Origin of the sequence: Streptomyces sp. NPDC047117, assembly GCF_040643545.1 — a bacterium.
In the GTDB taxonomy this organism is placed as follows: domain Bacteria; phylum Actinomycetota; class Actinomycetes; order Streptomycetales; family Streptomycetaceae; genus Streptomyces.
Genome location: NZ_JBEYUN010000010.1, coordinates 226,271 through 238,887, shown reverse-complemented (window position 1 = coordinate 238,887; position 12,617 = coordinate 226,271). Strand labels below are relative to the sequence as shown.

General features: G+C 72.3%; 12 protein-coding genes. 5 read left to right on the top strand and 7 right to left on the bottom strand.

What is annotated here, in order from left to right; all coding sequences use genetic code 11:
* Positions 1-53: 53 nt before the first annotated feature.
* The 3 genes from ABZ840_RS21400 to ABZ840_RS21390 all read right to left on the bottom strand — a co-directional run bounded on the left by ABZ840_RS21400 (position 54) and on the right by ABZ840_RS21390 (position 3,873).
* Positions 54-1,445 carry an MFS transporter gene (locus ABZ840_RS21400; protein WP_361561650.1) on the bottom strand — a complete coding sequence of 464 codons (1,392 nt, stop codon included), beginning with the start codon at positions 1,443-1,445 and terminating at the stop codon, positions 54-56.
* Positions 1,446-1,499: 54 nt separating this feature from the next.
* A complete protein-coding gene (locus ABZ840_RS21395; RefSeq protein ID WP_361561649.1) occupies positions 1,500-2,768 on the bottom strand; it encodes an FAD-dependent monooxygenase in 1,269 nt (422 codons plus the stop codon).
* 70 nt (positions 2,769-2,838) lie between these two features.
* Complete coding sequence (locus ABZ840_RS21390; RefSeq protein WP_361561648.1) at positions 2,839-3,873, bottom strand: hypothetical protein; 1,035 nt, start codon at positions 3,871-3,873, stop codon at positions 2,839-2,841.
* A gap of 364 nt (positions 3,874-4,237) precedes the next feature.
* Between ABZ840_RS21390 and ABZ840_RS21385 the strand changes: the two genes are divergently transcribed.
* Positions 4,238-4,642, top strand: coding sequence for a helix-turn-helix transcriptional regulator (locus ABZ840_RS21385; RefSeq protein ID WP_361561647.1), 405 nt, complete (start codon positions 4,238-4,240; stop codon positions 4,640-4,642).
* Here the strand turns inward: ABZ840_RS21385 and ABZ840_RS21380 are convergent.
* Positions 4,599-5,444 carry a DUF4344 domain-containing metallopeptidase gene (locus ABZ840_RS21380; protein WP_361561646.1) on the bottom strand — a complete coding sequence of 282 codons (846 nt, stop codon included), beginning with the start codon at positions 5,442-5,444 and terminating at the stop codon, positions 4,599-4,601. The genes ABZ840_RS21385 and ABZ840_RS21380 overlap by 44 nt on opposite strands.
* A gap of 194 nt (positions 5,445-5,638) precedes the next feature.
* Between ABZ840_RS21380 and ABZ840_RS21375 the strand changes: the two genes are divergently transcribed.
* Both ABZ840_RS21375 and ABZ840_RS21370 read left to right on the top strand, forming a co-directional pair.
* Positions 5,639-6,319, top strand: coding sequence for a response regulator transcription factor (locus tag ABZ840_RS21375; protein WP_361561645.1), 681 nt, complete (start codon positions 5,639-5,641; stop codon positions 6,317-6,319).
* Positions 6,316-7,515: a histidine kinase gene (locus ABZ840_RS21370; RefSeq protein ID WP_361561644.1), complete on the top strand. Its 1,200-nt coding sequence runs from the start codon at positions 6,316-6,318 to the stop codon at positions 7,513-7,515. Before ABZ840_RS21375 ends, ABZ840_RS21370 begins: the two co-directional genes overlap by 4 nt.
* 101 nt (positions 7,516-7,616) lie before the next feature.
* On the opposite strand, the gene ABZ840_RS21365 is transcribed toward ABZ840_RS21370, so the two are convergent.
* Complete coding sequence (locus ABZ840_RS21365) at positions 7,617-8,981, bottom strand: FAD-dependent oxidoreductase (RefSeq protein ID WP_361561643.1); 1,365 nt, start codon at positions 8,979-8,981, stop codon at positions 7,617-7,619.
* A 119-nt stretch (positions 8,982-9,100) separates the two neighbouring features.
* Between ABZ840_RS21365 and ABZ840_RS21360 the strand changes: the two genes are divergently transcribed.
* A complete protein-coding gene (locus tag ABZ840_RS21360; RefSeq protein WP_361561642.1) occupies positions 9,101-9,265 on the top strand; it encodes a hypothetical protein in 165 nt (54 codons plus the stop codon).
* Here ABZ840_RS21360 and ABZ840_RS21355 read toward each other — a convergent pair.
* Positions 9,262-9,993 carry a DUF305 domain-containing protein gene (locus ABZ840_RS21355; RefSeq protein WP_361561641.1) on the bottom strand — a complete coding sequence of 244 codons (732 nt, stop codon included), beginning with the start codon at positions 9,991-9,993 and terminating at the stop codon, positions 9,262-9,264. The two genes, ABZ840_RS21360 and ABZ840_RS21355, sit on opposite strands and share 4 nt — an antisense overlap.
* 209 nt (positions 9,994-10,202) lie before the next feature.
* On the opposite strand from ABZ840_RS21355, the gene ABZ840_RS21350 reads away from it, so the two are divergent.
* Complete coding sequence (locus ABZ840_RS21350; RefSeq protein ID WP_361561724.1) at positions 10,203-11,678, top strand: hypothetical protein; 1,476 nt, start codon at positions 10,203-10,205, stop codon at positions 11,676-11,678.
* On the opposite strand, the gene ABZ840_RS21345 is transcribed toward ABZ840_RS21350, so the two are convergent.
* Positions 11,669-12,445, bottom strand: coding sequence for a helix-turn-helix domain-containing protein (locus tag ABZ840_RS21345; RefSeq protein WP_361561640.1), 777 nt, complete (start codon positions 12,443-12,445; stop codon positions 11,669-11,671). The genes ABZ840_RS21350 and ABZ840_RS21345 overlap by 10 nt on opposite strands.
* Positions 12,446-12,617: the final 172 nt, after the last annotated feature.

Sequence of the window (12,617 nt, the reverse complement as noted above, 5' to 3'; positions counted from 1 at the left end):
TCCTCCTTGTCGGGTACGGGCGGGCGGCGTGCGCGCGGTCGGCGGGCGGTCCGCTAGAGCGCGGTCCGCGGGGCGGCCTCCGGTACGTCCTGGGATTCCGGGTCGGTGCCGTCCAGCTCCGCGCCCTTGGTCTCGGGAGCCGCGACCGCCGTCCAGAGGACGGCGAGCAGCACCGCCACGGCGAGCACCGCGAAGGTCAGCGGCAGCCCGATCAGCGGCCACATCACCGAGCCGAACAGCAGCGGCGCGAACCCGGTGAGCACCCGGCTGACCGAGGAGGCCCAGCCGAACCCGCTCGCCCGCAGCCGCGTCGGGTACAGCTCCGCGACGTACGCGTACATCGCGGGGATGGCCAGCTGCATCAGGAAGCCGAAGACGCCGATGGCCACGAGCGAGCCGGCCGGCAGGTGCAGCACCAGCGCGAAGACCACCAGCGCGAGCGCGGCGACCGGCGCCGAGACGCCGATCAGCCACTTGCGGCCGACCAGGTCCACCAGCGCGGTGGAGACCAGTACGCCCACGATGCCGACGCCGCTCATCAGCGTGGTGTTCATGAACGCGGCCGTGTCGCCGAGCCCCTGCTCCTTCAGGATGGACGGCAGCCAGCTCAGCGCCGCGTAGTAGACGAGCATGACGGTGGCGAAGAGCAGCCAGGCGGCCGAGGTGATCCGCGGGCTGAACGACCAGATCCTGGCCAGTTGTTCGGCGGCGGCGCGCGGCCCCCGGGTCCGCTCCACCGCCACCGGCGCCGGGATCACGTACGGCTCGACGGGCGCCCCGGTGCGGGTCACCAGGTCGTCGATGACCGCACGGGCCTCCGCCTCGCGGCCCTGCCGGGTGAGGTACACCGGCGACTCGGGCACTCCGCGGCGCACCCAGAAGAGCAGCAGCGCCGGCACGCTCATCGTGGCGAGCATCCACCGCCAGTTGCCCTCCAGCGGGAGCAGGGCCGTGGACACCAGGCCGCACAGCGTCACGCCCACCGGCCACCACGCGTCCAGCGCGGTGAGGACCCGGCCCCGGTACTTCTTCGGCGAGAACTCGCCGACCAGCGCGTAGTCCACGGGGATGCAGCCGCCGAGCCCGATCCCGGCGAGGAAGCGCAGCGCGAGGAAGACCGGGTAGGCCGGGGCGAACGCGCCGAGCACCGAGAACACCGCGAAGATCAGCAGAGTGACGCTGAAGGCCTTCTTGCGGCCGATACGGTCCGCGACGGCGCCCCAGACCACCGCGCCCAGGGCCATGCCGACCAGATTGGCCGTCGCGACCAGGCCGCGGGCGCCGAGCGAGAGGTCGAAGTGGGCGCCCACCAGCGGCATCAGGAAGCCGTTGAGCGCGATGTCGTACGCGTCGAAGAGATAGCCGAGGCCGCCGATGAGGAAGATCCGGCCCTGGACCCCCCATTTCCACGGGAGGTCCTGGACGATCCGGTCGCCTGTCTTCATGTCGCTCCTGGGTCCGGGGCGGGGTGCCGGTGCGGTGGGTGAGCGGAAGAACTGTCAGCGGGCGAACGGGTAGGAGAAGGCGACGGAGTCGGGGTCGTGCAGCGGGGTGCCGCGCCACAGCCACTCGTAGGACAGATCGGACTCACCGTCGAATCGCTTGAGCGTCTCGTCCCGCGCGGACTGCTCGGGGCCGTCGGGGAAGTGGTAGAAGGTCTTGTTCTGGAGCGAGGCGTCCTGCACCATCCCGGCGTGCTTGGCCCGCCGGTCGACGTAGCGGCGCAGCGCCGCCTCCACCTCACCGCTGTTGACCGCGCCCAGCTCCTCCGCCAGCACCGCCGCGTCCTCCATCGCCTGCGAGGCGCCCTGCGCCTGGTAGGGGAGCATGGCGTGGCAGGCGTCGCCCAGCAGTGCGACGCGGCCGTCCATCCAGACCGGGTCCCGGCGCCGGTGGTACAGCGCGAAGCAGCTGACGTCGTCCTTGGCCTTGGAGAGCATCGCGGGCACCCGGTCGTCCCAGCCGGGGAACGCGTCCACCAGGTCCTGCGGTGTGGACGCGACGGTCCACTTCTCCGCGACCTCGTCCGTGCAGGGCACGCACGCGACGACGTTCAGGAACTCCCCGCGGCGGATCATGTAGTGGACCAGGTGCCGGCCGGGGCCGTACCAGATGGTGCTCTGGTACCGGTCGACCAGCCAGCGGGTCGCGGGGTCGGCGGCGACGAGGTCGCCGGGGATCAGCGCCCGGAACGCCATCTCGCCGGAGAACTCCAGTGTGTCCGGGGCGCCGATCAGGTCGCGCACCCGGCTGCGGATGCCGTCGGCGCCGATCAGTACGTCGCCGGGGTAGCGCCGCCCGTCGTCGGTGACGGCCACCGGCCGTGCCGGGTCGGACCGGTCCACCTCCGCGACGCGGCTGGAGGTGTGGATCCGGACCACCGGTCCTGGCCCGGCCGGGTCGAGGCAGGCGTCCATGAGTACGCGGTGCAGGTCGGCGCGGTGGTAGTGCCAGTAGGGGGCGTTGTACCGGTCCTTGCAGTGCTGGCCCAGCGAGGTGAGGCCGACGACGCGGCCGTCCTGCCAGCGCCGCCTGACCTGGTCCAGCGGCTCGGTGTGGATGGCCTCCAGCCGCCGGCGCAGCCCGAGCCCGAGCAGTACCCGGCTGGCGTTCGGCGCGGTCTGGATGCCCGCGCCGACCTCGCCGAGCTGCGGTGCCTGTTCCAGGACGGTGACCCGCAGGCCCCGTTGGCGCAGTGCCAGCGCGGCGGTCATGCCGCCGAGGCCGCCGCCGGCGAGGGTGACTTCGTAGGACTGACTGGGCGCCATTGTTCCTCCAGGGAGTGGTGAGGCAAGGCGTTGCCGGGATACGGGGTCCGCGGGGCCGCGGCCGGGCCCGTCAGCCGTCGTCGGTGAGCCTGCCGTCCACGACGACATCGGTGCCGTCGACCGAGACGGTGCAGCCGCGCATCGCGATGTCGAGGTGCGCGTAGGACTCGCGGCCGAGGACCGGGTGCGGTCCGGTGGACCACAGGAAGTTCCCCGCGAAGGCCCGTGCGTCCATGCCCATCAGCTCGTCCTTGCCGTACATCGCGGTGGCGAACCAGTCGGCGGTGCGCATCAGGCCCCACCCCATGTGGGACAGGCTGCGTCCCCACTTGTCGTCGAAGTCGTCGAAGAAGGTGTTCAGCAGGTCGGCCTCGGCCCCGCCGCTGATTTTGTCGATGTGCCCGCCGGAGATGTCGAGGGTGACCGGCTCGCGCACGTACTCCTTGAACGGCAGCAGGATGTCGCCCTTGCCGAGCACGATGTGTCCGTCCGAGATCTCCGGCCAGCACAGCACCATCGTGCTCGGCCAGTGGTCCCAGCGCCCGGGGTCGTCCGCGAAACCGCACTGGAACTCCGGCTCGGAGCCGGTGAGCCGTACGGTCAGGTCCGTACCCGCGGCCGAGGTGACCCGCATGACGGACGACCGCTTCAGCAGGTCGACACCGGCCAGAACCGCTTCCTTGTCCGCCTCCTTGGGCAGGTTGCGGATGAGGACCTCGGGGGCGTCGCAGACGAAGATGATGCGCGTCCCGGCCTTGAGGATCTCCTGCTGCACGGGCGCGTGGATGAACCCTTCACGGGTCAGGTCCACGACCAGGTCGGCGGATTTCAGCAGCTCCTGGGCGGTGGTGTCGTTCAGTACCGACGTCAGGCCGGGCCCTGCGCCGGTGTGGGTGCTGGGAAGGGGCGCGGGGGTGCCGCCGGGCACGGTGGCCGCGATGACGTGGGCGCCGCAGGCCTTTGCCGCGCCGAAGGCGGCCGCCACGTAGTCGCCGCGGCTGCCCGGCTCGGCGAGGACGACGACGTGCTCGTCGTTGCGGAGCTTGCACAGGCGCAGTTCGCGGGTGAAGGCGTCGAGGAGGTCGACGGAAGAGAGGTCGAACACGGAATCCTCCAAGGGCGTACGGGTGTGGCTCGTGGAGTTCGTCGTGAGGTGCGGCGGCAGCGCCGCCCGGGGCCGCGGCGGGCATGCTTCATGAGCCCGCCGTACATGCTCTGATCTGCGGAGACGCGTATTCCCTGCGCGCCCCGACAGAGATAATCCGAACACGTACTATCTTGGCTTGGCAAGGGGTCCGGCGCGAGTTCACCCGGTGAATGCGCGCCGGAACGGTACGACGAAGCGCCGCACCCGGAACTGGTGCGGCGCCTGAAGAGGCGTCCCTGGCGGTCCGACCGGTGGAGAACTACGATGGTTCTCGTACATCGGGAACGCACCGTCCGGGAGCGCCGACCGACAGGAGCTGTCCATGCCGCCCGCCGCCACCTCCACACCCGCAGGGGGCGGCCCGCGCGTGCTCGCCCACCCGAGCCGCGACGCCATCCGGCTGGAGGACGTGCTGCACGCGCTCGCCGACCCCGTACGGCTCGGCATCGTGCGGGTCCTGGCCGACGCCGAAGGGGAGTGCTCCTGCTCTGTCTTCGACGCGCCCGTCAGCAAGTCCACGCTCACCCACCACTTCCGGGTGTTGCGCGAGCACGGTGTGATCACCCAGACCTACCGCGGCACGGCCAAGATGAACGCACTGCGCCGGGACGACCTGGCGGAGCTCTTCCCCGGCCTCCTGGACACCGTCCTGGCGGCGGCCCGGCGGCAGGACGCGGCCGGCCTCAGCGCAGATGCGGCCGCAGCAGGTGCGACCAGCCCGTCCTGAGGTCCTGGTACTCCTCCCGGGAGTACTCCGAGCGGCTCCGCGTGAGGTGCTTGCCGTCGACCAGCGCGGCCCACCGCTTCGGAGCGGCGCCGTAGAGGTAGGAGCGGTAGTTCGCGGCGCGCGCGGCGCTGGGGGAGTGCTCGTCGGAGAAGTCGACGTGGCCCGCCTCCTGACGCGCGTACAGGTCGTAGTTCTCCGCCGCGGCGAGCAGCGACCGCTGCCCCTTGGCGCCCTGCGGGACGAGGTGGTACGCCGCGAACTGGTCGGCCGCGTCCTCCTCGTGCCCCGTGAACGGCAGCCGCAGCTTGTCGATCAGCGCGTGCGCCGACTCGTGGTACAGCGTCTCGGACACCACGCCCGCCGTCCGCTCGCCGACCCTGCCGTACCGGGCGTCCTTGAACATGTCCCGGACCTCCGCCACGAACTCGTAGCAGACGTCGATCCGGCCCTTCTCCGGGTCGTACGCGATGTCGCTGTTGCCGCACGAACGGCCCGTCATCCGGATCTTCGCGGGGATGTCCAGCTTGCCGTTGAGCTTGCCCGAGACGCGCTCCAGCAGGCGGTTCCGCTGGAGGAAGGCCCGCTCGTCCGCGCCGCCGCGGCCGGGCTTCAGATACTGCGGCACCAGACCGCGGTCGGGCGCGGCGTGCCCGACCGCGGCCCGGCCGGAGTCGGCCCAGCCGGGCGAGGCGGCGACCAGCGTGGCCGAGAGGCCCGTCAGTGCCGTGGTGGTCAGTACGGTCCGGCGGAGCGCCGCGCTCCGCCGGGACCGCGCCTTGGGGGCGGCGTGCTTTCCTGTCATGCCCGCCACCCTCGCCGTCCCCGGCCCGCCGGCGGATCCCCCGCCGGACTTCGGCACGCCCCGCCGACCGGCGGGGGCGGACACCGTCGATCTCGTCTTCAGGTGCCGCTCCGACGCCCCTTACCTGCCGTAACCTCGATCGTGGAGAGCGCCGCCGGATCCGGCGGCGGACAGCGCCGGAACGAGGAGCACGGGTGATTCGGGTCGTGGTCGTGGACGACGAGGAGCTGGTCCGCTCCGGGCTGCGGCTGATCCTCGGCTCGGCGCCGGACATCGACGTGGTCGCCGACTGCGGCGGCGGCGAGGCGCGCGCCACCCTGCTGGCCCACCGCCCGGACGTACTGCTGCTGGACATCCGCATGCCGGACGTGGACGGGCTGACCGTCCTGCGCGGGCTGCGCGACCTGCCGGACCCGCCGAAGACCGCCATGCTCACCACCTTCGACGGCGAGGAGTACCTCGGCGCCGCGCTGCACGAGGGCGCCGCCGGCTTCCTCCTGAAGGACACCGCTCCGGAACAACTGGTGCACGCGGTACGGGTCCTGGCCGACGGCGGCCGGGTGCTCGCACCCGGCGTCACCCCGGCCGTCATCGGCGGCTACCTCGGCGGCAAGCCGGACGCCGCCGCGGCACGCAGCGTCGGCGGCCTCACCGACCGCGAGCGGCAGGTGCTCGCGCTGGTCGGCGAGGGCCTGTCCAACGGCGACATCGCGCTCCGCCTCCACCTGGCACACGGCACGGTCAAGGACCACGTCAGCGCGCTGCTGGCGAAGCTCGGCGGCCTCAACCGCGTCCAGGCAGCGGTGATCGCGGACCGCGCGGGCCTGGTGGGCCCGGTGGAGCGGGACAGGGCGTACGGGGACGCGCGGCCGTGACCGACGGCGCGACCGTCGTCGCCCGGGTCCGCCACCACGCCGTACCCGCCCGCGCCCTCCTGACGCAGGTGCTCCCCGTGGCCCTCGGCCTGCTGGACGCCTTCCTCGTCAACGGTACGGAGCCGGGCCTGCCGCTGTGGCTCTCGCTCGCGTCGGCCCTCGTCCTGCTCGTCCGGCGCCGCTGCCCCGAGGCCGCCCTCGTGGTGTCGCTGCTGGGCATGTACATCGGGTACATCTGGTTCGCCCCGATGATCGCGCTCTGCACGCTCGCCGCGCGCCGCGCCAGTACCGCCGTCGTGGTGGCGGGCGCTCTGGCCCTGGCCCTCGCGCACTACCTCCCGTACCCGCTCGGCGACTGGACCCCCACCGCCGGCCGCCAGAGCACCCTGGACGTGCTCGACTCCTGCGTCCTCGGCGCCGGCGCCGCCGTGTTCGGCCGCTGGGCCCGGATGCGCAGCCAGCTGCGCGACCGCGTCCGGGACCTCACCGAGAGCCGCCACCGCGAGGCGGAGCTGCGGGCCGAACGGGCGGTGACCACCGAGCGGGCCCGGCTGGCCCGCGAGATGCACGACGTCGTCGCCCACCAGGTGAGCCTGATCAGCCTGCAGGCCGGCGCGCTCCAGGTGACCTGCCGGGACGACGCCTCGCGGGAACGCGCGGGCACGGTGCGCGACCTCGCCGTGAAGACCCTCGAAGAGCTGCGCCACATGGTCGGGGCGCTGCGCTCCGGCGGCGGCACGGGCGCCGGGCTCGCTCCGCAGCCCCGGCTCGCCGACCTGCCCCGCCTCGCCGCGCAGAGCGGCCTGCGGGTCGCCCTCGACCTCGGCGGCGTGCTCGGCGACGGCCCCGAGGCGCACGCGCGCAGCTGGCCGGAAGCGGTCGAACGCGCCGCCTACCGCACCGTCCAGGAAGCGCTCACCAACGTCCGCAAGCACGCACCCGGTGCCGAGGTCCGGGTCACGGCGGAGGTACGGGACGCCGGCACGGCCGGGGAGCAGCTGACCGTGGACGTACGCAACGGACCCGCCGCGCCGGCCGCCGCCCCCGAGGAGCCCGGCCACTCGCTCCCCGAGGGCGGCCACGGCCTGCTGGGCCTGCGGGAACGCGCACTGCTGCTCGGCGGCACGTTCGCCGCCCACCCGACGGGCGACGGCGGCTTCCTGGTCAGCGCGGGGTTCCCCACGGGGCGGGGGTAGCGGGGCCCTCCCTCGTGGGTCGGTCACCGGCACGGGGTCCCTCGTGGATCGGTCACCCGTGCGGGGTCCCTTGCGGATGGGTCATCCGTACGGGGCCGCCCTCATCGTCCCGCCCGCGCCGCCTCCAACAGCTCCTCCCAGTCCGGGATCTTCACCGTCGTGCGGCCCAGCTCCTGGCCCAGCGCCGCCTCCGCCGCCTCGATGCCCAGCCAGCCCGGCCACGGCACCGGCCGCTGCCCCGCCCGCCGCAGCGCCGCCACCGGATCGTCCGGCAGCTCACGCCCGGCCAGCCCCGGCGCATCCTCGAGCAGCGAGCCGACGGTCTGCTTCGCGCACGGCCGGTTCGTGCCGATCACGCCGGTCGGCCCGCGTTTGATCCACCCGGCGACGTACTCACCCGGGCACGGTGTGCCGTCCCGCAGCACACGCCCCTCCACGTTCGGCACCGTCCCCGTCGCCGTGTCGAACGGCAGCCCCGGCTGCGCCACGCCCCGGTACCCCACCGACCGCAGCACCAGCCCCGCATCGATGTCCTCGTACCGCCCCGTGCCGCGCACCCCGCCCTTCCCGTCCGGCGCCGTCCGCTCGAACCGCACGGCGCGCACCCCACCCGCCGCGTCACCGATCAGCTCGGCGGGGCGCAGGTAGAACCGCAGGTGGATGCGGCGCCGCGGGCCGTCCGGCGGGGGAACGGGCCGCCGCGACCACTCGCGCAGCACGTCGACGTTGCGGCGCACGACGGCCGGCAGCGCACCCGGGTCGGCGCTGCACGCCGGATCCATCGCCAGCTCGTCCGGGCGTACGACCACATCGGCGCCGGGCAGGACGCCCAGCTCCCGCAGCTCCTTCGTGGTGAACTTCGCCTGGGTGGGGCCGCGCCGCCCCACCATCCAGACGTCGCGCACACCGCTCCCGGCGAGCGTTTCGAGGGCGGGCTGCGGCACGTCCGTCGGCACCAGGTCACCGGCCGCGCGGGCCAGGATCCGCGCGACGTCGACGGCGACGTTGCCCATGCCGATCACCACGGCGGACTGCCCGCCGAGCGCGAACGCGCCGGCCGCCGCCGCGTCCGGATGCGCGCTGTACCAGGCCACGAACTCCGTGGCGGAGCGGCTGCCGGGCAGCTCCTCACCGGGGACGCCGAGCCGCCGGTCGGTGGCGGCGCCCACGCAGTAGACCACCGCGTGGAAGATGCGGCGCAGCTCGGCGTGGTCGAGCCCGCCCGTGCCGACGTCCACGTGGCCGAGGAAATGGACACGCGGGTGCTCCAGCACGGTTCTGAGCGTGCCCTGCAAGGTCTTGATCTTCTCGTGGTCGGGTGCCACGCCGTACCGGACGAGGCCGTACGGGCATGGCAACCGGTCCAGGACGTACACCTCGACGTCCGGTACGGCTTGCTGCTGGACGAGAGCCTGAGCGGTGTAGACCCCGCTCGGTCCCGATCCGATCACTGCGACACGAAGCACTGGGAGGCCCCTTCCGCGGGATACCTCCAGGATCGCACCGTCGGACGGGGTAGGGGAGGCCACCGCGCGGTCGCGCCCCCTGGAGTGGCGCAAAACCCCACGGGAACGCACCGAAACACATGCCCGGCCCCGGCCCACCCGCCGCAGAGCCGACCGGACACCGGTCCACGCCTCGAACGGCCCGCGCGCTCAGCGACGCCTCTGCCGAGCAGCTCGCGTGGCGCCGGGCCACCGCCCGCCACGGCGACCGCACCCTGGTCGACGAGGGCAGCGAGCAGATCTAGGGCGTCAGCTTCCGCATGCGGTCGATCTCTGCCGTCTGCTGGGCGATGACGTCGGTGGCCATCTCCTCCACCCGGACGTTGTTGCCGTCGGAGAGGGCTTCGGTCGCCATGGTCACCGCGCCCTGGTGGTGGGTGATCATCAGCGTGAGGAACAGCTCGTCGAAGCCCTTGCCGCTGGCCTTGCGCAGGTTGTCGAGCTGGGCCTCCGTCGCCATGCCCGGCATCGCGGAGTGCTCACCGCCGTGCTCATCGGAACCCTCACCCTGCCCACCGTGATCTCCGTGCTCACTGCCCTGATCCCCGTGTCCGTCGTGCCCCTGCAGCTCGCGCGGGCCGCCGTGGCTGGTCAGCCAGCCCTTCATCGCGTCGATCTCGGGCCGCTGCGCCGCGTCGATCCGGTCGGCGAGCCGCTGCACGGACGCCGCCCCGGCGTGCTTCTCCGCCAGCGCGGTCATCACCAGGGCCTGCCGGTGATGCTCGATCATCATCTGTACGTATGCGAAGTCGGCGGAGTTCGGGGAGTCGTCGCCCGCCTCCTTGCGTGCCTCGTCGGCGGAGAGGGTGCGCGCCGGTTCGCCGGGCTTCCCGGGGGCGATGACCCGCTGCCCGGCCTCACCGGCAGCCGCGTCCGTCGCACCGCCACCGCCCGCCGAACATCCGCCGGCCCCGAGCACCGCGGCGGTTGCGGCCGCGACGATTGCGAGGGCGACTCTCCTGGAACGCTTCACGGGGGAACTCCTGTTCTCGGCCGGACCGTTCACTGATCCCGCAGGCCATGTGTGACATCTTCTTTGCGGCCTATTGAGATGTACATGAGCAGCGCGATACTACCCAGGGTCAACTCCGGGGCCAGAACAACCGTTCCCACCCCGAACGGACTCCAAGGGAGGACGCTGTGACGTCGTCGACGCACAGACCCACCGTACGAAGACCACTTCTGCCACGCCCCCTCGGCCGCCGCGGTCACCTCCGCGCGGCCGTCGCCGCGTGCGGCCTGCTCGCCTCGCTGTTCGCGGCCGGACCGGCCGCCGCCACCCCGGACCCGGGCGACACCCCGTCCGTGCAGCGGGAAGTGAGCAGCGGCCAGCGGGCCGACACCAAGGAGGCCATCAAGGACGGTGAGATACCCGGCGTGGACGAGGTCGTCCACAGCGACAACGTCCGGCACCTCGCCAATCTCCCCAAGACCGCGCTGAAGAGCACCAACTCCGACCTCGCCTTCCAGGGGAAGTACGCGTTCGCCGGCAACTACGACGGCTTCGCGATCTACGACATCTCCCGGCCCAGCAAGCCCCGTACCGTGAGCCAGGTCCTCTGCCCCGGCTCGCAGAACGACGTCTCCGTCTCCGGTGACCTGCTCTTCCTCTCCACCGACTCCTCGCGCAGCGACGACTCCTGCAGCAGCACCACGCAGCCCGCGACCGAGAAGTCCTCCTGGGAGGGCATGAAGGTCTTCGACATCAGCGACAAGGAGAACCCGAAGTACGTCGCCGCCGTCGAGACCGCCTGCGGCTCGCACACCCACACCCTGGCCCCGGACCGCAAGGACGTGTACGTCTACGTCTCCTCGTACTCACCCAGCGAGGCGTTCCCCGACTGCCGGCCGCCGCACGACGGCATCTCCGTCATCAAGGTGCCGCGTTCCGCGCCCGAGAAGGCCGCGGTCGTCGACTTCCCCGTGCTCTTCCCGGACGGCGGCAACCCCGGCGGCTCGACCAACCCCGGGGTCTCGCAGACCACCGGCTGCCACGACCTCACCACCTTCCCGAAGCTGAAGCTGGCGGCGGGCGCGTGCATGGGTGACGGCATCCTCCTCGACATCAAGAACCCGGCCGCGCCCAAGGTCATCGACCGCGTCCAGGACAACGTGAACTTCGCCTTCTGGCACTCCGCCACGTTCAACGAGAGCGGCAAGAAGGTCGTGTTCACCGACGAGCTGGGCGGCGGCGGTGCCGCCACCTGCAACGAGAAGATCGGCCCGAACCGCGGCGCGGACGGCATCTACGACATCACCGGCAAGGGCGACCACCGCAAGCTGGTCTTCCGCAGCTACTACAAGATCCCGCGCCACCAGGCCGACACCGAGAACTGCGTCGCGCACAACGGCTCGCTCATCCCGGCCAAGGGCCGCGACATCATGGTCCAGGCGTGGTACCAGGGCGGCGTGTCCATCTGGGACTTCACCGACTCCGCCAGGCCCAAGGAGATCGGCTACTTCGAGCGCGGTCCGCTCTCCGCCGACACCCTCGTCGGCGGCGGCTCCTGGTCCGCGTACTACTACAACGGCCACATCTACTCCAACGACATGGCCAAGGGCTTCGACGTCCTGAAGATCGACGATCGCCGCACGGACAGCGCGCGCTCGGTCCACCTGTCCGAACTGAACGTCCAGACCCAGCCCGACTACCGCTGACCGGCGGGTAGTTCGGTCTCGGGCGATCGCCCGGACTCCGGCGACCGCTCCGGCCCCGGCGTCGCTTCCGACGCCTGCGCCACGATCGACGGCGGGCCCGCAGGCAACAGCGGGCCCGCCCCGGGACCCACCTCCGCCGACACGGCACCCTCCGTCGGCACGGCACCCTCGGGCGGCGCCCCGAGCCACCAGTCCAGGCCGTACCGCTGGAACAGCTCGCCGCGCAGCCGGCTGACCGGCATCGGCGCGCCCGGCAGCAGTACGGCGACCACCGCACCCATCAGCAGCGCCCGCAGCAGCGGATAGTCGGTGTCCGGATCCGCCGATCCGTAACGGACGACCGTGTCGCGCAGCAACTGTGCGAGCCGCTGCTGTTCGGGACACTTGATGAACCCCTCGGCGGTCAGGATGCCCGCCATGTGCGTCCGCATCAGCGTGGGCCGCTCCTGGGCCAGCCCCAGGATCGCGTCGATCGCCCGCGCGAGCAGCTCCCGCCCCGCGTCCGGCCCGTCCGGATACGGTTCCCGGGTCAGCCCGGCCTCCAGCGACAGATGCATCAGCCGGTGCACGGCGGACTGCAGCAACTGCCGTTTGCCCGGGAAGTAGTACGAGATCAGACCACGTGCCGACCCGGCCCGGTCCGCGATGGCCCCCAGCGTCGTCGCCTCGTACCCCCGCTCGCCCACCAGCTCGACAGTCGCCTGCAGCAGCCGCTCCCGGGAACGCCGCCGCAATTCTTCGTTGACCGATGCGCTGCGGGGGGACATTCTGTAACTCCTGCGTTGACTGGCTCTGGGCCAATATACTCAGTCCGTCTCCGGACACCGACTCCCCCTGGAGCGGTATCCGGTCAAGCTGCCTGCTTCGGGCGACGCGGGGGATCGCCCGAAGCAGGCTTTCGCGCCGTGCAGAGCTCGAGTTGCGGGTGTGGTCAACTCT

Coding starts and splice junctions, on each gene's coding strand:
- ABZ840_RS21395 (WP_361561649.1), bottom strand. CDS start 2,768: ATGGCGCCCAGTCAGTCCTACGAAGTCACCCTCGCCGGCGGCGGCCTC.
- ABZ840_RS21360 (WP_361561642.1), top strand. CDS start 9,101: ATGCCCGGCCCCGGCCCACCCGCCGCAGAGCCGACCGGACACCGGTCC.
- ABZ840_RS21400 (WP_361561650.1), bottom strand. CDS start 1,445: ATGAAGACAGGCGACCGGATCGTCCAGGACCTCCCGTGGAAATGGGGG.
- ABZ840_RS21380 (WP_361561646.1), bottom strand. CDS start 5,444: ATGACAGGAAAGCACGCCGCCCCCAAGGCGCGGTCCCGGCGGAGCGCG.
- ABZ840_RS21385 (WP_361561647.1), top strand. CDS start 4,238: ATGCCGCCCGCCGCCACCTCCACACCCGCAGGGGGCGGCCCGCGCGTG.
- ABZ840_RS21345 (WP_361561640.1), bottom strand. CDS start 12,445: ATGTCCCCCCGCAGCGCATCGGTCAACGAAGAATTGCGGCGGCGTTCC.